The organism is Pontibacillus yanchengensis, assembly GCF_009856295.1.
Taxonomy (GTDB): domain Bacteria; phylum Bacillota; class Bacilli; order Bacillales; family BH030062; genus Pontibacillus; species Pontibacillus yanchengensis_A.
In genome coordinates, this window is record NZ_WMEU01000005.1 from 33208 (window position 1) to 53991 (window position 20784).

19 protein-coding genes are annotated in these 20784 nt (G+C 38.5%); 13 read left to right on the top strand and 6 right to left on the bottom strand.

Features of this window, described 5'->3' with window-relative positions; translation table 11 throughout:
* Window positions 1–288: 288 nt before the first annotated feature.
* From GLW08_RS14930 to GLW08_RS14965, 8 genes are all read left to right on the top strand, one after another.
* On the top strand, window positions 289–432 hold the full coding sequence (locus GLW08_RS14930) for a hypothetical protein (RefSeq protein ID WP_160849455.1): 144 nt from the start codon (window positions 289–291) through the stop codon (window positions 430–432).
* A gap of 18 nt (window positions 433–450) precedes the next feature.
* Window positions 451–1068, top strand: a complete 618-nt coding sequence (locus GLW08_RS14935) for a helix-turn-helix domain-containing protein (RefSeq protein WP_160849456.1) — start codon at window positions 451–453, stop codon at window positions 1066–1068.
* A 391-nt stretch (window positions 1069–1459) separates the two neighbouring features.
* The gene (locus GLW08_RS14940) at window positions 1460–2254 is read left to right on the top strand and encodes an SDR family oxidoreductase (protein ID WP_160849457.1); all 795 of its coding nucleotides are present in this window, start codon (window positions 1460–1462) and stop codon (window positions 2252–2254) included.
* A gap of 32 nt (window positions 2255–2286) precedes the next feature.
* Window positions 2287–3762: an FAD-binding oxidoreductase gene (locus GLW08_RS14945; RefSeq protein ID WP_160849458.1), complete on the top strand. Its 1476-nt coding sequence runs from the start codon at window positions 2287–2289 to the stop codon at window positions 3760–3762.
* 101 nt (window positions 3763–3863) lie between these two features.
* Complete coding sequence (locus GLW08_RS14950) at window positions 3864–5387, top strand: FGGY-family carbohydrate kinase (protein ID WP_237458465.1); 1524 nt, start codon at window positions 3864–3866, stop codon at window positions 5385–5387.
* 5 nt (window positions 5388–5392) lie between these two features.
* Complete coding sequence (locus tag GLW08_RS14955) at window positions 5393–6694, top strand: MFS transporter (RefSeq protein WP_160849459.1); 1302 nt, start codon at window positions 5393–5395, stop codon at window positions 6692–6694.
* Window positions 6695–6810: 116 nt separating this feature from the next.
* Window positions 6811–7521, top strand: coding sequence for a MurR/RpiR family transcriptional regulator (locus GLW08_RS14960; protein WP_160849460.1), 711 nt, complete (start codon window positions 6811–6813; stop codon window positions 7519–7521).
* Between the two features lie 548 nt (window positions 7522–8069).
* Window positions 8070–8378 (top strand): hypothetical protein, encoded by a 309-nt coding sequence (locus GLW08_RS14965; protein ID WP_160849461.1) that lies wholly within the window; start codon window positions 8070–8072, stop codon window positions 8376–8378.
* Window positions 8379–8430: 52 nt separating this feature from the next.
* On the opposite strand, the gene GLW08_RS14970 is transcribed toward GLW08_RS14965, so the two are convergent.
* The 5 genes from GLW08_RS14970 to GLW08_RS14990 all read right to left on the bottom strand — a co-directional run bounded on the left by GLW08_RS14970 (window position 8431) and on the right by GLW08_RS14990 (window position 13383).
* The gene (locus GLW08_RS14970) at window positions 8431–8994 is read right to left on the bottom strand and encodes a hypothetical protein (RefSeq protein ID WP_160849462.1); all 564 of its coding nucleotides are present in this window, start codon (window positions 8992–8994) and stop codon (window positions 8431–8433) included.
* Window positions 8995–9006: 12 nt separating this feature from the next.
* The gene (locus GLW08_RS14975; protein ID WP_202410192.1) at window positions 9007–10434 is read right to left on the bottom strand and encodes a sodium:solute symporter family protein; all 1428 of its coding nucleotides are present in this window, start codon (window positions 10432–10434) and stop codon (window positions 9007–9009) included.
* 33 nt (window positions 10435–10467) lie between these two features.
* A complete protein-coding gene (locus tag GLW08_RS14980; protein WP_160849464.1) occupies window positions 10468–10683 on the bottom strand; it encodes a hypothetical protein in 216 nt (71 codons plus the stop codon).
* A 20-nt stretch (window positions 10684–10703) separates the two neighbouring features.
* A complete protein-coding gene (locus GLW08_RS14985; RefSeq protein WP_160849465.1) occupies window positions 10704–11639 on the bottom strand; it encodes an ornithine cyclodeaminase family protein in 936 nt (311 codons plus the stop codon).
* A 994-nt stretch (window positions 11640–12633) separates the two neighbouring features.
* A complete protein-coding gene (locus GLW08_RS14990; protein WP_160849466.1) occupies window positions 12634–13383 on the bottom strand; it encodes a DeoR/GlpR family DNA-binding transcription regulator in 750 nt (249 codons plus the stop codon).
* Between the two features lie 168 nt (window positions 13384–13551).
* Here GLW08_RS14990 and GLW08_RS14995 point away from each other — a divergent pair, with 168 nt between their 5' ends.
* The 5 genes from GLW08_RS14995 (at window position 13552) to GLW08_RS15015 (ending at window position 18003) form a co-directional block, all read left to right on the top strand.
* Window positions 13552–14262, top strand: a complete 711-nt coding sequence (locus GLW08_RS14995; protein ID WP_160849467.1) for a ribulose-phosphate 3-epimerase — start codon at window positions 13552–13554, stop codon at window positions 14260–14262.
* Entirely contained in the window at window positions 14255–14815 is a 561-nt protein-coding gene (hxlB, locus tag GLW08_RS15000) for a 6-phospho-3-hexuloisomerase (RefSeq protein WP_160849468.1), read from the top strand. Before GLW08_RS14995 ends, hxlB begins: the two co-directional genes overlap by 8 nt.
* Before the next feature lie 48 nt (window positions 14816–14863).
* Window positions 14864–16009, top strand: coding sequence for a mannitol-1-phosphate 5-dehydrogenase (locus GLW08_RS15005; RefSeq protein WP_160849469.1), 1146 nt, complete (start codon window positions 14864–14866; stop codon window positions 16007–16009).
* 37 nt (window positions 16010–16046) lie between these two features.
* Window positions 16047–16484, top strand: coding sequence for a PTS sugar transporter subunit IIA (locus GLW08_RS15010; protein WP_160849470.1), 438 nt, complete (start codon window positions 16047–16049; stop codon window positions 16482–16484).
* Window positions 16485–16551: 67 nt separating this feature from the next.
* Complete coding sequence (locus tag GLW08_RS15015; protein ID WP_272917093.1) at window positions 16552–18003, top strand: PTS mannitol transporter subunit IICB; 1452 nt, start codon at window positions 16552–16554, stop codon at window positions 18001–18003.
* A gap of 134 nt (window positions 18004–18137) precedes the next feature.
* Here the strand turns inward: GLW08_RS15015 and GLW08_RS15020 are convergent, their stop codons facing one another.
* Window positions 18138–20777 carry a cation-translocating P-type ATPase gene (locus GLW08_RS15020; RefSeq protein ID WP_160849471.1) on the bottom strand — a complete coding sequence of 880 codons (2640 nt, stop codon included), beginning with the start codon at window positions 20775–20777 and terminating at the stop codon, window positions 18138–18140.
* Window positions 20778–20784: the final 7 nt, after the last annotated feature.

A 20784-nucleotide genomic window follows, 5' to 3' on the forward strand; every position in this document is an offset into this window, starting at 1 on the left:
AAGAAGCAGGGCCCGGTTTAAGGGATCCCTGCTTCTTCTTTTTTATGTAGCTATAAATTTGTTTACCTAATGTCCCGTTATGTACTCTTAAATAAATCTTTTTGGTCAACGAATAACAGGTGCCTGTCACTACAAGAAAAATGAAACATATCCGCAGTGATTTTTCTTTCTACACCAATTCTAGTGTAATCCAAAGATATTTTCTGACTCATAGACACCAACCAATCGACTCCTAGCGATTACTAATACGAAGGAAACTAATTCGTTATAGTACAGGAGTCGATAAAAATGAACTATGTAAGTTTAGCAATCAAACATCAACCATTTAAAACCAAGGAAGAAATGAATCAAGCCATTATATCTCATATTGTAGAGCATGGTGGGCATTTGTCAGCTACAGATATCGAGATGATCCCTCTTTTGTCCAGATAAGCGTGTAAGTATCCAGGGGTGGCGTATCTCAAAAATGATACGATTGCCGATTTAATTGGGAGAAGCAGAAGAACGGTGATTCGCGTATTGAATAAGCTAGTCGAGTATTCCATTATTACCCGCATTGAAAATATGCGCCCTAACAGAGGTGGAAATGGGGCGAATTTGTATATTATTAACCCTTCTGTCACCCGGAATGTGTCACGTGGCCAGGAAGCTAAAAAAGCAGAAGCCTCAACGGATTTAGCTACAGAAATGCCAGACGAACCATTATCTTTTAAAAACATAATTAATAAAGAATTTAAAGAATCGTTACAGGTGGAAGGTTCTCACCTTAAGAACTCTTATCGAGAATTTAAAAAATTGGTCTACTGCTTTATTCCAGAAAAGCATTTTTTCTATCGTTTGTACCGTTCCTATAAAGCACAAATTAAGTCATTAGAAAACCTCTATGCTGAAGAAACCCTTCATGAGGTAGGCATTCATGCTTTGAAAGCGATGTTCTCTGCCATGAAGGTGAAAGAAGTACATAATCCTGTTGGTTATTTTAGTCGAGTGGTGAAACAAAAGTTAGATGATTTATATTTGGAGTCTTTGAGGGAAATGGAGGAGTCTGTAAATCCCTGCATTATGTAACTTTGTTCTTAAGAGATTACTGTAACTATGGTAGCAGATGAAGACTGCTACTATGCCAGTCTATAAAAGGAACAAAAGGGCGATGTTGCTGTAAGTATGTCATTATGCTTTGCAAATAGGAGAAAGGGGCCTGTGTTTCCCCCCCTAAATCAAAAGTGTTTCTAGTTCTTTAAGTAATATATTACATAGATATAATAAAACTTACTTGAGGTCACAAAATGTAAATAAATGTATTTATCGGGATTGTTAAGTGCGGAAAGAGGAAAATTTTCCTCTGATATAAGTGATTTTTAATAAAACAAGAAAATTTTTCGAAAAAATCCTTTACTTCTATATCTCAGTAAATTAGAATCGCTTATAAGAAAACGCTAACAAAAAAGGAGGAAGGAAAATGCAGCAGGTTAAAGATAAAATTACTGATTTTGAAATGGATTTCTTTAGTTTAGAAGGTAAAGTTGCGATGGTAACGGGAGGAAATTCAGGGTTAGGACAAGGATTCGCACTTGCGCTTGCGAAAGCAGGAGCAGACATATTCGCAGTAAGTATGAATGAAGATAATGACGAGACAAAAAACTTAATTGAAGCGGAAGGAGTAAACTATCATCTATCGATTGCTGATCTTACCGAGGATGGTGTTTGCAAGCAACTCGTTGATGAATGCATAGAGGTTTTTGGTAAGATTGATATTTTAATCAATAACGCAGGGATAAATATTATAGAGCCAGATGTTACAAAGTTTACTAGACCTCAGTGGGATAAGATGGTTTCGGTTAATTTAACAGCACCTTTTGAATTAGCTCATGAAGTCTCTAAACATATGATTCCTCAGCGAAGCGGTAAAATTATCAACACATGTTCCTTGTTTTCCTTCCTAGGAGGTCAATCAGGTCCAGCGTACGCTGCAACAAAGCACGGCTTAGCAGGCTTTACAAAAACGTATTGTGATGAACTAGGTCAGTTTAATATTCAAGTTAACGGTATAGCACCAGGTTACTTTGCAACAGAACTTTCGGCGAAAACCAGAGCTGATCCTGTTTCCAATCAAAGAATTTTAGACCACATCCCAGCAAATAGATGGGGAAATATTCTCGATTTAATGGGAACAATGGTGTTCTTATCATCCGATGCATCCAATTATGTTAATGGAACGCTTATAACTGTAGATGGTGGTTATCTAGTTCGATAGAAAAAACTATTAAATATGGAGGAGATTATTGTATGGACGCACAGACATTTGAAGGATTAAAGTCGATTATTTCAGAGGAACAAATCGTAACGAATAAGGAAGCCTTATATGATGCAACGGTCGATCGGTATAAAAAATATGCGAAAGTAAAAAATGCTCTGGATGTACCATCCCCAGTTTCCATCGTATATCCATACTCAACGGAGGAAGTAAAATCAATTCTAGCTTTTTGTAACGAGAACAATATCAACGTTATTTCTAGAAGTGGTAAAACAGGAACGGAAGGCGGATTAGAAAACTGGAAAGAGAAGTCAATTGTAGTAGACGGATCAAAGATGAACAATATTGTAAAATTAGATCCCTACAATATGCAAGCAACTGTTCAAACGGGGGTAGTATTACAAGATTTGGAAGACGAGTTGCGTAAATTAGGTTATACAACAGGACACTCTCCACAATCTAAACCTGTAGCACAAATGGGTGGATTGGTAGCCACCAGAAGTATTGGCCAATTTTCAACTTTATATGGGGCAATTGAAGATATGGTAGTTGGTCTGGAATGTGTATTTCCAGATGGGCAAATCTCTAAAATAAAGAACGTACCTAGACGATCTGGCGGTCCTGATATTCGCCATATTGCAATTGGAAATGAAGGAACCTTATGTTACATCACGGAAGTAACCGTGAAGATATTCAAATTCTATCCTGAAAATAACACATTTTATGGTTACTTAGTGGACGATATGGACTCAGGTCTCCAGATGCTTAGAGAGGTTATTGTAAATGGATTTAGACCTTCTGTTTCCCGGTTGTATTCAGAAGAGGATGCCAGACAACATTTTAGCCATTTTTATAAAGGAAAATGTGTCTTGATTTTCATGGTAGAAGGTCCAGAGGGAATTGTTAAAGCAACAAATGAGGCTATTGAGCAATCTGTAGATAAGTTCAGGTCTAGTGTTGTGGAAAAAGTAGATTCCTCCTTAATAGAAGAGTGGTTCAATAACTTAAATTGGGGCCAAGACAGGATAGATAAAGAGATCCAAGACATGATTGAAAATGATACCCATGATGGATATACCACAGAGGTTTCTGCTGATTGGGAAAACATTATTAAAATTTATAACAATGTTATGCATAGGATTAAAAATGAATTTGATCGAGTGGATGATTTAACGATGCTAGGTGGTCACTCCTCCCATAGTTATATTAACGGGACAAACATGTATTTCGTTTACAACTATACGATTAACTGTGCACCAGAGGATGAACTGCAAACCTATCACCATCCAATTCATGAAATTATTATCGAAGAAACATTAAAGTTAGGCGGTTCCATGTGCCACCACCATGGTATAGGAAAATATCGTTCAGAATGGACAAAAGAAGAGCATGGTTCTGCGTATTACATGCTAGAGAAATTGAAAGAAGCCTTTGATCCAAAAGGAATCATGAGTCACGGAACTATCTTCCCTAAGAAAGAAGAAATCGAGAAGTACATCAGAGATTAAATAAGGTAGCAACTATTAACTGAAACACTTATTGATTATCCCATAGAACCATATGAACGGAAGCTATTAATCTATGGAAATGCCTCCTTGGTGACAGAAGAATGAAAAATTCATTACATCTATTCCAGGGAGGCTCTAAATACAATACAAAAGCGAAGGGCAAGGTTATTAATTATATGATGAATAAAAGCTATATCATTGGAATTGATAATGGATCCCAGAGTACAAAAATAATCATCTTTGACATGGAAGGTAATGAAGTTGCTTTTGGTTCTTGTCCATTAAGAGACCCACTAACTCCCGAACCAGGAGTAGTTGTCCACCCAGATGATGACTTATGGGATAGTGTTTATACTGCTATGGAAAATTGCTTAGATAACTTCGAAGGTGATCCACAAGATATTAAAGGGATTGGATTATGCTCCATACGAAGCTGTCGAGTATTGCTCAAAGAAGATGGTTCATTAGCTCATCCAGTTATAAGTTGGATGGACGTTAGGTTGTCGGAAGCTTATAAGCACGAAGATGATCAGGTAAGCTATGTAACCACAACCTCAGGCTATTTAGGATTAAAGTTAACTGGTGAATTCAATGATACTGCAGGCAACTATGAAGTATCCTATTGGCCGTTAGATCGTAAAACACTAGATTGGACGGAAGATGACACCGTGATAGAAGCCAATGGTTTAAAGAGAGAAATGCTCTTTAATCTTGTGAAACCTGGTGAAAAACTAGGGTCTATTCGGAAGGAATTAGCAAATCATTTTGGTCTGAAGGAAGGCATACCTGTAGTAGCCACGGCGAATGATAAAGCCGTTGAGGTACTAGGTTCAGGTATTAAAGAAGAGAATTCCTGTATGATTTCATTAGGCACATTCATTTCTTCTATGATTTTACGAGAAAAGGATTATGAAAGCGCTAACAATTTTTTCCCGACTCTTTCTGCCATACCATTTAGGTACGTATATGAATCGAGTGGAATAAGAAGAGGGATGTGGACGGTTAGTTGGTTTAAGAAATTAATAGGGGAAGAGTTAGTAAAAAATGCATCAAATTCAGGACTTTCAGAAGAGGAATTTTTAAACCAGAAAGCTGAAGAGGTTCCCGTAGGTAGTGATGGACTTATTACAATCTTGGATTGGTTAACTAGTCCTGATACACCTTATCGTAAAGGTCTAATGATCGGCTTTGATGAACGACACACGAAGTATCATATCTATCGCTCTATTTTAGAAGCAATAGCGTTTAATATCAAAAACAATATAGATGAGATGTTAAATGAGATTGGATCAGAAATAAATGAGGTTGTTGTTACCGGTGGAGGAGCAAAGAGCGATGTAATTATGCAAATCATCTCAGATTTGTTTGGTTTGCCAGTACATCGCCGAAAAGGAAATAGTAGTGCATGCTTAGGCGCAGCTATTAGTGTATGTAATTATCTGGATATTTACCGTGATTTTTCTGAGGCTATCGATAACATGGTGGAAACAGATGCAACATTTACACCAGATGCAAATAACCACGCTTTTTATAACGAAATAAATAATAACGTTGTGAAGCACGTAAGGACGTACACGGATGAGATTCTGAAACTTTCGTATCCAATATTTAATAGGGAAGAGTGATAGTAATGCGTACAAATGATGTAAAAAGGTACTTTCAATTTGCTCTGATTGTTTTAGCAGGTGGCTCTATTTTTCCGCTTATTTATTTAAGAACAAACTACCAGGAAACGATTCTTGATGTATTTGGGATCACGTTACCTCAGTTAAATATTATCTTATCTGCGTTAGGAATTGCATATGTTGTTGGTTATTTCCCTAGTGGTTGGCTAGCCGATAGATTTTCAGCAAAGAAGTTACTTTCCATATCTCTTCTTGGTGTAGGATTAGGAGGAATTTGGTTTGCACAAGTTCCTAGCTATCCATACATGATAGCCATATTCTGCGTGTGGGGAATATTTTCTGTATTAACGTTTTGGTCGGCGCATATAAAGCTAGTTAAGCTAATTTCTAAAAAAGAAGAAGAAGGTAGACTCTTTGGTATTTTAGATGGTGGTAAAGGAGTGGTAGAAGCAGTATTAGCTAGTATTGCTGTAGCCATTTTCTCCGCAGTACTTGGATCAAGCACTGCAATTGGAGATAAAACAGATGCGCTTGTATCCGTTATTTATATGTATTCCTTAGTGTTAATTGTAGTTTCGATATTAATCATGATATTTGTAAATGTCGATGAACCTTCAGCTGAAGAAACGGTCAATGAAAATGAAGGAAAGAAAAAATCAAACGTAAGTCTAGAGGCATTCAAAAAGGTATTTGCTAACAGACTTGTAATACTACTTGGTTTTATCATTTTTATGGCCTATATAGTAGCATGGACGGTTTATTACGTAGGAGGGTTTTTACAGACGAATATTGGCATATCTGCTTCGGCCGTAGGAACTGTTACTGTAGTGATGCTTTGGATGAGACCTATTGGTGGTACTCTGGGTGGATTTTTAGGAGATAAATTTGGCAAAAGCTTTATTTTAACAATCTCCTTAATCCTTGCGACTGTTGCGTTATTTGTTACAGCATTGCTACCTTCTGGACTACCTCATATGTACTTCTATATATTGATCCTTTTAATCGGATTAGGGGTATATTCCATTAGAGGCCTATATTGGTCGCTTCTTGGAGACTGTAATATAGATAAGGAAGTACTTGGACTTTCTATAGGATTTGTTTCTCTAATTGGATATTTACCAGATATAGTGCTACCACTTGTTGTGAGTGGATTGATGAGTACCTTTGGGGATTCTGGTGGATATAATGCATACTTTATCTTTAGTGGTGTAGCAGGAATAGCAGCTATTATTTTCACAGTGATGTTTGGTATTAAAACGAAAAAGAACATGACAGTTACTCAAGAAGATGAAACCGCTTCCTTATAAGTATCGTGGTCGTTACATTTCGGTTTATAGGGTATAATATGCTAGTATAAAAGTTGTAGAAAAGTTAAATATGGTTTCAGTATTACCTTAAATGACACAAAGGTAAGGGTAGGTAAATGTTAAGTCTAAGTACAGGAAATTTAACCCAATTAGAAAAGAAAATACATGGTATATTGTCAGAAGAAATCACTACCAACAGTGAATTGAAAATTCTTGAGGCTGCAACATTGTGTCAGGTGTCATCATCGAAAATTTCAAAGCTCGTTCGTAAATTAGGTTTTGAAAATTTCAAGCAATACAAGTTGTATTTCAGTGGGCAAGCAGCTGATTTAGAAGTCAAAAAAAGATCCAGTGAAATCGAACGTTTGATCCAATTTTTAGAGGATTTTGATCAAAAAATGGTGGATAATTTTATTACTGTATTTAATAAATACAATAAAGTTATTCTATTTGGCTTAGGTCCCTCCCATATTAGTACGGAATATTTCGCGTATAAGCTTGCTACTGTAACAGATAAAAATATTTTCTCATCTCATGATGAAAATTATGTAAAACGCTTAGCAGATGAAGACACATTACTTATTGTATTCTCGGTAACAGGAACCTTTTCTTCATTTGAAAACTTATTCACTTCAGCTAAGATGAAGGGTTCTGGAATTATGTTGGTCTTAGAAGAACATATTAATACTCGAGATTCTAAGGCAGACTACATTTTTCACTTATCCAAATATAATCAAAGTGATAGCTTACAGGCCTTCGAAAAAACACGCACAGTATTCTTTATCTTTATGGAAGAGATTGTTGCAAAATTAGAACAACAGATATAGTAGATATAATAGTAATAAGATTTCCATCTTACCTATGATTATCCTATGGTTTTATCTCCAGCATATTGATTGCCGTCAAAACCATAGGGTAATTATTTTTTGGAAAAGTTATTCCCCTTAGCGTCTGACTCTCGCTATCTTGTATGTTGAATTTGCATTTTGTTTTGTTTTTTACTAGTTGAGTATTACAAAACATAGGGACGGTTCTCATGTTTGTTTATTACTTTACAAACACACATAATACCCTAAATCTCGCAATACCAGGTCCCCTGGCAAGAGGTAATCCATAATACGAATACGTGAAAAATGCTGAGTTTATTGGAGCACTGGTGCCTGAGAAGCATCATGATGAGGTGTTTTATGGGAATGCGAAGAAGCTATTTCCGAAGATTGATTATTTAATATAAAGTAAAAACGAGCTTACTTACGGGTAGGTTCGTTTTTACAAAGGATTTCTTGGCATATTCTACAGTTTAAGGGACGTCATACAATAAAAGGTTTATCACCTCTATTGGGTAAAACTCATATGTTAATGAGAGGTGATGAACATGGCGACGAGTAATGCAATTATTTATGTAGGGCAACTGGGTGCTGATACTTTCACCCAATCATTAAATGGTGTTCTGTACACAGAAGATCAAATTGGCTTTATGGCTGACCGAATTTTATGGACTCAAGGTCAAATCGGTGAAATGGCAGACAGAATTGTTTATGTTATTGAATTATCCCAGTTTAATACGATAAAAGCGATGTATATGGTTATGTCTATATCATTTCTTGGCTTTGACTCTACAATGAATAATATGTCAAAATACGCGATTACAGTTGACCCAGTAAATTATATTCCTTGGCTGTAATCATGAAGATTCACAATCTGCAGTTATCATTCTGCAGATTGTGATTTAATTCTTACAGTGTCCATTCATCCGAGGTACTCAATTTTTGTATCAATTCTTCCGGCTCTCCTGTATTTCCGTTTATTAGAAAGGTTTTGGTCAGGTAGTCTGTCGAAACTTCTACTTTCCAAAGGGGTAAGTGAGTTTGGTTGATTTCTTTGATTTCATATCTAGGTTTTTTTAATACATAACTTCGGTTAATTTGTTTATCCTGAACATCATAAATGTATTTGTTTAGTTCTTCTTTTGTGATGGTTGGCTGCTTTATACTCGAATTAGATACAGCTTTTGACACTAAAGGTGGAACACTTGATAGCAATCCTCGATAACCTGAAATCCCATCGATAAAGGCTAAATTAGGTTTTACTTTTGGAGAGAAAGGTTTCCTATCTGCTATAACAAGCATCCTTACAGTCCACATTGGATAATAGATTTTTTCTATATCTATTATTCCTTGTTTTAGTACCTCTGGATTGAGATGACGGTTCCATTTTAATGAGGGTTTTAAGCTTTTATACATGTGTTCCGGTAAATCTTGTTCTTTTATCTGTTCGTTTCCTAACACGCTGACTTCCATTTTTTCACCTTCTTAAGCCTGTACATTTGTATGATAATGATCTACTTGTAATTGTGTATCTTTTGATGGCGCTTGAGTCAATAAGCTAACACCAATTGTTAAGATAGCAGAAACAGGCGCAGAGACTAGGTGTTCTGAAACTAGTGCGAATGGAAGCATAGCCATAATAATAAAAGTAACCGTTCCTCCAACCATTCCAGCTAAAGCTCCTGCTGTGTTTGCACGTTTCCACCATAAACCAAGAACAAGGGGGAAGCCGAATGCAGATAACATAGCGCCACTTACCCATCCGACCATAACTGCTATTAATTGGGGAGGGTCTATAGCGAAAATAATACCTACAATACTAGCAAGAATCATCACTACAAATCCCATGCGAGTTACGGTTTTTTCAGTAGCATTTTTGTTTATGTGCTCTTTGTAAATATCATGAGAAATTCCGGCAGCTACAGCTAGAAGCATAGCATCTGCAGATGACATGATGGCAGCTAGCAATCCTGAAAGCATAACCCCGGCTAATATTGGAGGCATGTAATGTTCAATCACCTTTATAAATATCATATCCTGGTTACTTAAGGATTCTACAATACCTAGGCTCGCTCCAGCAGAAGCGATGAAAAAGCCAAAGATAAAAACGGTAACATAAAGTAAGCAGGCACCTAATGCAGACCTACGAGCAGTTTTTGCATCCTTTGCAGCAAAGTTCCTCATTACAGCAGAAGGGGAAACCACGCCAAACCATAAAAAAGCAATAAATAAACCAAAATAGGACATCCAAGGTTGAGTTACGGAACCGAACTGTGGATCAACATCTAGAGCATCTTGGATTAATGTACCCATTCCGCCATGATCCATTAAGATAATGATGGTTAGGATAAACATTCCAATCACCATAACAGCACCTTGAATTAAATCTGTATATGTAATCGCCCACATACCACCTAAAGCGGCATATAAGGTAAAACCTATTCCTAATACAATGACCGCAGTTACATAATCAATACCTAAAACATAAGATCCAATTAGACCTGAAGCTGTCAGTTGAGGAATCATATAGAATGTCATGCAAAATACCACAATTATAGCAGATACAATTTGTACTGACTTGCCGTATCTATGCTTGAAAAATTCAGGAAGTGTTTTAACTCCAGATCTTCTGATTTGTCCTGAAATTAGAAACATAGCAAAAGAAGGGATGGCAACTGCGCCAAATCCATACGCTAATAGAAATGGAACTCCCAGAGCTACTCCAGAACCAACCGCCCCCATTAATGAACTTGAGCTTGCCACAGCCGCAAAAAAGGCAAATGATCCTACGAAACTATTTATTTTACTACCAGCTGTCCAATAGTCTCCTTCAGAGGAATGGGCTCTTTTTGCGAAAAATATTCCAATAATAGTCATAATAACTAAATATATTCCAAGTATTGTTGCTTCCATTATTTGCACCGTTCTTCACTCCCTTTTATCAGATTAATGTCTTTCTTTTTTCTCCATCCAGATGACGTATATAATGGTTAAAGTTAGCCAGATAAAAAAGCAGGCAAACATCCCCCAACCTACTAGGGAGATCCCTGCGATAAAGGTTTCAGTTGGCCACCAAATAAAAAACAATAGTGCTATGGTAGATAATATAGTTACCATAACAATTCCAGGATCTTTCCATTTCTGTTTTGTTAAATTTTTCATTTGTAATTCTTCTCTCTTTCCTACTTATATAGCTTTTCATAAATAGACTTAGTTACTATTAAGTCAAAAATGGCTGCTCCAACTGATTTAAATAGAATTGTCTTATTTTCTGGGGAGCTTGGAAAATGCTCTTCTGTAATAATTGTTTCCAGGTTTAATGATTCTTCTAAGTTAGGTTTTAAGTCTTTTGCACGTATCATATCTCCAGATTCATGGAGTGCTGAATTAAAATCAACATACACTTCATCCGCTTCCTGCAATACTTGATCCGTAATTTCTTGCATATCAGGTCTAAACGATCCAACTCCTACTATTAACTTTCCCTTCCAGTCTAAGGGGCTGAGTTCAGGCAAAACAGGTTGTGGAGATGTTGTAGCTGTCACGATAATATCTGACTGTTTGACCAAATCTTCTATGGAAGAGACATGAAAATGAACGTTTGGGAACTCTTTTTCTGCTTTTAATTTAAATTGATCTGCTTTTTCTTTTGTTCGGTTAAAGATATGAACTTCCTCAATATCTCTTGCGACCATAGCCGACTGCATATGACTCCAACCTTGAGTTCCAGTTCCAATTATCCCAAGAGTTTTAGCATCGTTTTTTGCGAGATATTTCATTCCAAGCCCTCCTAATGCTCCTGTACGAAGGGAAGTAATAGCGATTCCATCACACATGAACAAAGGAACCATAGTTTCTCGGTCATAAAGAATCATAAGACTATGGATTGTATCTTTTCCCTTACTAGAGTTATTAGGAGCTACTCCTACTAATTTTGTAGAATAATAGTTTCCATAAAAAGCAGGCATTAGCAAAGCGGTATTTTTTCCATCCTCAACATGCATGCGATCAGGAGATATGTAAGAGTCCTCCTTGTAATTGTGAAAGTCTTCGATTGACTTCATGGCTTCTTTCATTGAATATCCCTTATTAATATCATTTGCTGAAATAACTTCCATTTGGTATGCTCCTTTCTATCACTGAAAATATTAGCAGATTATTTAGAATTGTTAAACAATTCAAACATTTTGTTGTTATGTCCAAATTTAGCTTTATTTCAGTGTTTATAAGCACTGTTGTGTAGTAAGCACAAATATTTTTTGTAATTTTGTGATTGAAACACAATGCTTGATGTAAGAAATAAAAGCATGTGTATTGTTCTTATAATGATATGGGTACCCCCAAAGTAGTTGAAGTGGCATTTATATGGATTTTTGATTTTCTTTATTAACTTTTGCAGTCCCCTTTTTATATTTTCCTTTCCATCTTTTCGTAATTAATACAAAAAAAGAAGCAGGCTCCCAGTAAGGGATTCCTGCTTCTTTTTCATTTTGGCTATGTTAAAGCTTGTTGTTGATATAGCGAAAGGAGATTTACAGACTTCGTTCTTATTCGATAAACGCACCATTATATTGAAGACTCAAAATCGAGATATTTGGGATAGTGGAAATGTTGAGTGGGCTGGAATTAGCTCGCTTTCCCTTCATCTACACGATAGCAAAGGTGGTCGGGGAAATGGGGAGACTACCGCGGAAAAACGGGCTGTAGAGACCCCGCAGAGAGGGGACCGAACGAGGAGGCTCTGTTAGTCAACAAGGAAGTTCAACTAAGAACGCCACATCGTGTGGCAACGTTGAACGACCCCACGTCGTGTGAGGCCGCAGGAAAGGGACCTATTTCCCCGACCACCTTTCCACTACCTTAAAGCAACGGAAACGTTAAAATCCTTATTCAAGATTATGCCTCTTATCTTGAATAAAGGTGCCACCATAATTAGTTGATTCAAAGATCAACATTAAACTTTAACAGAGCCTTCATTTTAAAAAGAGGTCCGTTTAAGGGCTCCTTTACTATTTTTAGTGGGGTTCAAGTAAATAACGTTAATAATCTACCTCTTCATCTCACTCATAATCCCCTTTACTCTTCATCTCCCTACTAGCACCCAATGCTATTTCAATCAATCACACTAATCATTTGTTTTTCGTATAAGGTCTTAATACTTGGGTTAACTTGTTCTGTGATGAGGTAGGTCAAGTTATCTGCCGGGCAGACGATGTGGTTAGAAGCGGTATCCAATTTATCAGCCGTAACCATTCCTATAATTTCAGTAGAAATAGATGCCATTTTCCTTTTTACTGAGGCTTCTTCCAAACTTGGAACGCTAATCCCTATTTGAGGATCTATTTTATATATTCCCATAATATATAGATCTGCTCTCATGTTATTTAATGTTTCAGTAGTCTCTATTCCTAAGTTGACCATTGATTGCTTAAATAAAGTACCGCCAATCATGATAACTTCAACTTCAATGTGATTCGAAAGTGCCATAGCGATAGGGGGGCTGTTCGTGATGACAGTTCCTCGTAAAGTTAAAGGTAGCTGTTGTACCAATTGTAAGTTCGTTGTTCCCCCGTCTATTAATATCACCATATCGTCTTTAATGAAGTCTAAGGCTTTAGTGGCTAAGCTCGTTTTTGTTTCATTATACATTTCCTGTCTAGTAGAAAAATCCTCGACTGGTGGTCCTTTTCGCAATGCTCCGCTATGTACTCTTTTAATAAACCCCTGGTGATCTAACTCTTTTAAGTCTCTACGGATCGTATCCTCTGAAACAGATAATCGTTTGCTTAAGTCACTGGCAATGACTTTGTGCTCTTCATTTAGTATATCAACGATTTTTTGTTGTCTTTCTTGTTTAAGCATAGACTTATACTCCTCTTTTCATTTCCTAAATTGTATCATATTGTACTGATAAGTAAAATTAATCCATGCACTAATCGGCAAAAAAGTGCAAAAACATGCTTTACATTTTAGTGAAAACGCATTAATATGGAATTACACGCAAAGATAAAGACAAAAGGAGGCAGAAACATGCAAAACCATGTAACGATTGCTCCCTCAATTATGTGCGCTGATTTATGTAATTTAGAGAAGAGCATTAAAGAAATCGAAAGCGCAGGGCTTGATACATTACACATTGATGTTATTGATGGTTCGTTTAGTCCAAGCATGCCACTCGGGCTTTCTACTATTGAGCAGTTAAGAAAAATTACCAACATGAACTTTGATGTTCATATTATGTCTAACGATAATGAGTTTTTTATACAAGAGATGCTGAAAATTGGGGTTGAACAAATAACCTTCCACCTTGAGACGACGAAGCATGTTGATCGCTATATCAATATGATTAGAAAGCACGATACCAAAGTTGGAATTGCACTTAATCCAGCAACGCCTTTATCTGCTTTAGATTATGTGTTACCTCAGTGCGATACTGTTTTACTCATGTTAATTAATCCTGGCTTTGCCTCTGATAAAGGGGAAGCGCAAGTGCCATATGCAACGAAGAAAGTAGAGGATTTATACAATTTAATTCAATCTAAAGGTTTAGATACAAGCATAGAAGTGGATGGACGTGTTTCTCTAGAAACGATTCCTAAACTAGTAAACGCCGGTGCAGATATGTTGGTTGCTGGTAGTACAAGCTTATATGCAAAAGGTCAAAGCTTAGCAGAAAACAAAAAGACAGTGGAAAATCTTATTGAAGAAGGCTTAAATGAGGAGGTAAAATTAAATGGCTAATTATCAAAATGCTACGAATATCATTACGGATGAACTGACAGCAACGTTATCCAATATTAACGACAATGAGGTAGAACAGTTGTTAAAGGAGATCGAAAAAGCGGATAAAGTATTTTTCGTCGGAGTAGGAAGAGTTCTTTTATCCTTGAAATCAATTGCCAAAAGGCTTGCTCACCTTGGAGTTAACACCTATGTGGTTGGCCAAACAACGGAACCAGCTATAACGGAAAATGATTTACTAATCGTAGGTTCTGGTAGTGGGGAAACAGCTTTTCCATTAATTATTGCACAGAAGGCAAAGCAATATGGTGCGTCTGTTGCCCATATAGGTTCAAATCCGAATAGTTCCATGTCTGAATATGCGGATGTATCCGTTCGAATTCCTGCTAGTTCAAAAATAGATACGCCGGAAGAAGTACACTCTGTACAACCAATGAAGAGTTTATTCGAACAAAGCTTATTACTATTGGGAGATACGATCGCACTCATGATGGTTAAAGAGAGAAACATTGAAATAGAGTCTCTTTGGGAATATCATGCGAATTTAGAATAAAAAGAGGTCATATGTAGAGACGACGGTTCGAGAAAAGGAGGGAATCAAATGAAAGCGCTCCATTTTGGCGGAGGAAATATTGGACGAGGCTTAATAGGGTATGTGCTGCATCAGAATGGATTTGAAATATGTTTTGTTGATGCAAACCAACAAGTAGTCGATGATATTAACCATTACAATAATTATGTAGTAAAAACACTAGATGAGGAAAGTACCGTCGAGACTATTTCCCCTGCCCGGGCGCTGCATGTCAGCTCCCAATCAGATGTAATCAATAAAATCATCGAATCTGACATGATTACCACATCGGTAGGAGTGAATAACTTACCGAAGGTTGCGCCTATCATTGCGGAAGGTCTATTAGAAAGAATTCGTTTGAAGGAAAAGAAAATCGATATTATCGCAAACGAAAACGCAATCAATGCTACTTCTACACTAAGAGAAGAGATTGAAAAGAATGTTTCGGAGCGGGAAATGGAGACAATTCAATCCTATGTTGGATTTCCCAATTCAGCTATTGACCGTCTTTCCCTTTCAGAAGAAAGGAATGGAAGGGACGTTGCAGTTGTAGAACCGTACTATGAATGGGTGGTTGATCAATCTGAACTGGTTAATCCAGAAATATCTTCCCTAGAAAATGTAACGTATGTCGAAAGTCTAACACCATATATAGAACGAAAATTATTTTTGGTTAACTTAGGACATGCTACTACAGCGTATCTGGCATTTTTAGAGGGATATAAAACCATTCAAAGTGCACTAAAGGATTCGCGGATGGAGAAGTACCTGAGGGCAACGCTTAATGAGGTTAGTCGTTATTTTGTTCAAACGTACCATGTTCCGAATGATGAAATGACTGAATTTATAGAGGAAACGATAAAACGTTTTAAAAATGAACAAATAAGTGATGATATTTTTCGAGTGGGTAGGGCCCCAATCAGGAAACTCGGTTATAATGAGAGGCTGGTTAAGCCACTTAGAAGCATTTATGAGTTAGCCTTGCCGATCGAAAACGTAACAACAGCAATAGCGGCAGGTTTTCTATTCGATAATCCTGATGATGAAGAGTCTGTCCAGGTTCAAATATTCATTAAGGAGCATGGAATAGAGGAAGCAATCTCTCACTTCACACAAATTGAGGACACGGCAATAAAGACGAAGATAAAAAATAATTATGAGCGATTAAAACAATGAAACGCATTAGGAAGCTTGAGCGAAAGGTGATGGTACTATGTTAGGTGAACATTTAAAAGGAAATGTACGTTTTCTAGAGTCCGTAAATTCATGGGAAGAGGCGATCCGAGAGTCAGCTTCTCCATTGCTAGAAAATGGTTCTATTACTTCTAAGTATGTTGATGATATGATTCAAAATGTAAATACAAATGGACCTTATATCGTAGTGGTTCCGGAGTTTGCCATGCCACATGCGAAAAATGAGAACAGCGTAGAGAAAACAGGGATCTCCTTTATGCAATTGCAAGACCCTGTAATGTTCCCGGATGACAAAGAGGTGAAGGTTCTATTTACGCTAGCTGCTGAGGACAGCACTGGTCACTTGGATTTAATATCTGATTTGTCCGCTGCATTAATGGAAGAAGAAGTTAGAGATAAACTGAAAGAAGCTAAGAGTGAGAAGGAAATTATAGATTTAATAAACTCGGTTGAGTAGTTTTTGGGATAAGGACATTATATTTTTTGATTCTAATTTACTGAACAATGAGAAAGGTGTGAAAAATATGTCTACTACAGCGAATACAGCTAACATGGGTGGAGGGAATAATTCCCCATCCATCCGTGCAAAAGTTCAAGCTTTTGGTGGGTTTTTGACGAATATGGTGTTGCCGAATATTGGCGCCTTCATAGCTTGGGGACTTTTAACAGCGTTGTTCATCCCGTCAGGTTGGATGCCGAATGAGGAACTCGCCAAAATCGTTGGCCCAGCAATCAATTTCTTGCTACCGTTGCTGCTAGCTATTACGGGCGGTCGCATGGTAGGAGGCCAACGTGGGGCTGTAATGGGCGCGATTGGTGCAATTGGATTGATCGTAGGGGCAGATATACCAATGTTCTTAGGAGCAATGGTGATTGGTCCACTAGGTGGCTTGATTATTAAGAAGTTTGACAGTCTTCTTGAAAATAGAATCCCTGCTGGGTTCGAAATGATTGTGAATAACTTCTCTCTCGGAATCTTAGGCTTTTTATTAATGATAGTATCTTTCGAATTTATTGGTCCGGTTATTGAAGCCGCAAATAATGGTATAACGGTAGCCATTGAAGCATTAGTAGCTACGGGACTATTGCCTTTGCTTTCTCTTATCAATGAGCCAGCTAAGGTGTTGTTTTTAAACAACGTAATCGACCAAGGTATCTATTATCCTTTAGGCATGCAAGCAGCTGCTGAACAAGGGAAGTCCATTTACTTTACGGTCGCTTCAAACCCAGGCCCAGGATTAGGGTTATTACTAGCATTTACGTTCTTTGGTGGTAAGACATCTAGACGAACGGCTCCAGGTGCAATGATTATTCATTTCTTAGGCGGTATTCACGAACTTTATTTTCCATACGTATTAATGAAACCCCTTACAATTATTGGAATGATTGGTGGAGGTATGACAGGGATTGCGGTGTTCGAATTATTTGACGCAGGCCTTGTTGCAGGACCAAGTCCAGGCTCTATCTTTGCCTATCTAGGTTTAACACCTAAGGGTAGCTTTGTTGGAATCATTGCTGGTGTCTTAGCTGCCGCCGGAGTAACATTCCTAATCACCTCACTTATCTTGAAAATGGATAAGAATACAGAGGAGACTGAAGAAGAAAATCTAAATGAACATATTGAAAAATCCAAAGCAATGAAACAAGAAGGGAAGCAAGTATCTGCAGCTAGCGAACAAAATACTACTGAGATCGAAAAGATATCCTTCGCGTGTGATGCAGGTGCAGGAAGTAGTGCAATGGGTGCAACAGCATTCAGGAAAAAGCTGCACAAGAAAGGAATAGAGGGCATCGAAGTAAAACACTATCGAATAGAAGATGTACCGGAAGATTCAAATATCGTGGTGGTTCATAAGGATCTATTGGATAGAGCGAAGATAGCTCATAGTGATAAGGAGATTATTACGATAGAGAACTTCCTAGATGACCCTAACCTTCAAGAGCTGTTGGAGAGACTAGAGAATTTGAGCAAATGATAAAAGTGAGATGGGGGGACAGGTCCCTCATCTCATTTTTGTGTGCCTGACCCCCGCTGCGTTAATGCTTTAGCAGAGCGGGGTCAGGCACCATTTTTAAGTGAGACGAGGGACCTGTCCCTGCGTCTCATGATTTAGCCTTTTCGATATCTTAATACTTTCACGATTTCCATCATAATAACGGCTCCGAGCGCAAGGCCTGTCGCAATGCCCCAATCGGTTAATCCAAATGCGGCTGGGATGTGAAATACATCGCGGGCAAATGGTAAAACAGTAATGCCATATAAGACGAATCCAAGAGCTACAGCACCAACCACGTATTTGTTACTGAACAATCCGATGCTGATCGCTGATTGTGTATTGGATCGTGTGGCAAAGGTTTGGAGTGTTCTGGATAAAATCAAGGTCGTAAAGGCCATCGCGACACCCATTTCATTGGAGTGACTCAAGCCGATATAGAATGAGCTCGTAACAGCGATTGCAATCAACAGCCCTCTTGTTAAGACAGCCTGTATCGTTTGGCCTGCAAAGATTCCTTCATCCGTGGGGCGTGGTTTTCGTTCCATGACGTTTGGTTCAGATTTCTCAACGCCTAGTGCAATAGCAGGCAGGGAGTCATTTACAAGGTTAATAAATAACAATTGCAGGGCCGTAAATGGATTCGGCAGATTGAAGATTACTGCATATAGAATGGTCAGAATCGCTCCTAAATTTCCTGCAAATAAGTAGCTAATTGCTTTTTTTATATTGTCATAAACTGTGCGGCCCACTTGAACAGCATTGACGATGGAGACGAAGTTATCATCGGTCAGAATCATAGCCGAAGCATCTTTGGCCACTTCGGTGCCGCTTCCCATGGCGATGCCAATGTCTGCTTGCTTAAGAGCCGGCGCATCGTTGACCCCGTCTCCTGTCATTGCGGTAACAGCGTTGCGATTTTGCCACGCTCGGACAATACGGATTTTATTTTCTGGGGAAACGCGTGCATATATCGAAATCTTGTCCAGTTTCTGTTCTAATTCTTCCGCCGACATGGTATCCAGTTCTTTCCCTGTAACGGCAATATCCTCTTCATCCATTAAGCCGATCTGTCGACCAATCGCTTGAGCTGTTGTTTTGTGATCTCCTGTAATCATAATGGGGCGAATGCCTGCTTTTTTTGCTTGTGCAATTGAACCAAATACCTCTTCACGAGGAGGGTCCATCATCGCCGTTAATCCAACAAGTACGAAGTCATGTTCGTCTTCATGTCGCAGTTCTGTTGTTCCTTCTGTTACTCGTTTGTAAGCATAGGCAAGCCCTCGTAACGCCTGGTTCGAAAACTCCTCATTTGCTTTTTCAAAACGATTGAGCATATTTTCTGTTAATGGATGTTCTTCTCCGTTGACTAGCACATAACTCGCGCGTTGAAACATTACGTCAGGGCCACCCTTAACCAACATCATGGGACTGTCCTCCATCTGATGAAGCGTTGACATTAGCTTACGATCAGAATCAAATGGCAATTCAGCTATACGAGGATACCGGTCTCGTAAGGATTGATATCCGTCTGTATGCTGGTTGGCAAAATGAATGAGAGCCACTTCAGTTGGGTCACCTACCTCCTGGTTGTCCTGATTGATGTAAGAATCATTACAGAGGGTACCGATTTGGACGAGCAGATGCTCAGCTTGATCCCAGTCTGCTTCGTCTTCTGGTAGGTGCTCCCTGTTATGTAAAGGTAAGAAGTGATCAGTCACCGTCATTTTATTTTGGGTCAAGGTTCCCGTCTTGTCTGTACATATAATACTGGTTGACCCCAATGTCTCCACAGCCGGCAGTTTACGGATAATGGCATGCTGGTTGGCCATTTTGTTGGTTCCGACCGAAAGTACGATCGTCACGATGGACTGTAGCGCTTCGGGTATCGCTGCCACAGCAATGGCGACCGAGAACATTAGGGCATTTATTAAGGCGGAGGTCGTGTCAGCTTGTCCATCACCAAACCAGATTCGCGCTGCTTGAACAGCAAAAATTAGTACACAAAGAAGGAGTATCGCAAGGCCAAGCTTCTTACTGAAATCATTTAACTTCCGTTGTAAGGGGGTCTCTTTTTGCTCTGCTGTAGAGAGCATATCGGCAATTTTCCCAACTTCTGTATTTTCGGCTGTACCTGTGACGACATACTCACCGCGCCCATACACCACCAGGGAACTGCTGAATACCATATTCCGCTGATCCCCAAGTGCAACCTCTTCTTCAATGACTTCAGAAGTTTTCTCGACGGCTTCTGATTCACCCGTGAGCATTCCTTCATTCACTTTTAAGGAGCCACTTTTCAAAACACGTCCATCCGCCGGAACGTAATCCCCTGCTTCGAGATAGACCACATCCCCCTGGACAATCCCCCTTGCTTCAATGGTTTGCTTTTTCCTGTCGCGAATCACATTAGCGCTAGGGGCGGACATGTCTTTCAAGGCTTCAAGTGAACTTTCTGCTTTCCTGGTCTGCACGACACTAATGATCGAGTTGATCAGCAGGACAAGGAAAATAATCAACGATTCCACGAGTTCGCCAATGATGATTTGCACGCCGGCTGCTGCGAGAAGCACCACTACCATTGGGTCTTTGAACGTCTCGATAAAGAGTTTCCACGTAGGCACTCTTTCTTTATCTTTCAGTTCATTATACCCATCACGCTGTAACAGGGATTGAACTTGCTCACTGGATAACCCTTGTTCAGTGGAATCGACTGCTTTTACTACATCTGCTGTACTCCGTTGATAAAATTCCATCTTCATC

Coding starts and splice junctions, on each gene's coding strand:
- GLW08_RS14930 (WP_160849455.1), top strand. CDS start 289: ATGAACTATGTAAGTTTAGCAATCAAACATCAACCATTTAAAACCAAG.
- GLW08_RS14940 (WP_160849457.1), top strand. CDS start 1,460: ATGCAGCAGGTTAAAGATAAAATTACTGATTTTGAAATGGATTTCTTT.
- GLW08_RS14945 (WP_160849458.1), top strand. CDS start 2,287: ATGGACGCACAGACATTTGAAGGATTAAAGTCGATTATTTCAGAGGAA.
- GLW08_RS14950 (WP_237458465.1), top strand. CDS start 3,864: ATGAAAAATTCATTACATCTATTCCAGGGAGGCTCTAAATACAATACA.
- GLW08_RS14955 (WP_160849459.1), top strand. CDS start 5,393: ATGCGTACAAATGATGTAAAAAGGTACTTTCAATTTGCTCTGATTGTT.
- GLW08_RS14960 (WP_160849460.1), top strand. CDS start 6,811: ATGTTAAGTCTAAGTACAGGAAATTTAACCCAATTAGAAAAGAAAATA.
- GLW08_RS14965 (WP_160849461.1), top strand. CDS start 8,070: ATGGCGACGAGTAATGCAATTATTTATGTAGGGCAACTGGGTGCTGAT.
- GLW08_RS14970 (WP_160849462.1), bottom strand. CDS start 8,994: ATGGAAGTCAGCGTGTTAGGAAACGAACAGATAAAAGAACAAGATTTA.
- GLW08_RS14975 (WP_202410192.1), bottom strand. CDS start 10,434: ATGGAAGCAACAATACTTGGAATATATTTAGTTATTATGACTATTATT.
- GLW08_RS14980 (WP_160849464.1), bottom strand. CDS start 10,683: ATGAAAAATTTAACAAAACAGAAATGGAAAGATCCTGGAATTGTTATG.
- GLW08_RS14985 (WP_160849465.1), bottom strand. CDS start 11,639: ATGGAAGTTATTTCAGCAAATGATATTAATAAGGGATATTCAATGAAA.
- GLW08_RS14990 (WP_160849466.1), bottom strand. CDS start 13,383: ATGCTTAAACAAGAAAGACAACAAAAAATCGTTGATATACTAAATGAA.
- GLW08_RS14995 (WP_160849467.1), top strand. CDS start 13,552: ATGCAAAACCATGTAACGATTGCTCCCTCAATTATGTGCGCTGATTTA.
- hxlB (WP_160849468.1), top strand. CDS start 14,255: ATGGCTAATTATCAAAATGCTACGAATATCATTACGGATGAACTGACA.
- GLW08_RS15005 (WP_160849469.1), top strand. CDS start 14,864: ATGAAAGCGCTCCATTTTGGCGGAGGAAATATTGGACGAGGCTTAATA.
- GLW08_RS15010 (WP_160849470.1), top strand. CDS start 16,047: ATGTTAGGTGAACATTTAAAAGGAAATGTACGTTTTCTAGAGTCCGTA.
- GLW08_RS15015 (WP_272917093.1), top strand. CDS start 16,552: ATGTCTACTACAGCGAATACAGCTAACATGGGTGGAGGGAATAATTCC.
- GLW08_RS15020 (WP_160849471.1), bottom strand. CDS start 20,777: ATGGAATTTTATCAACGGAGTACAGCAGATGTAGTAAAAGCAGTCGAT.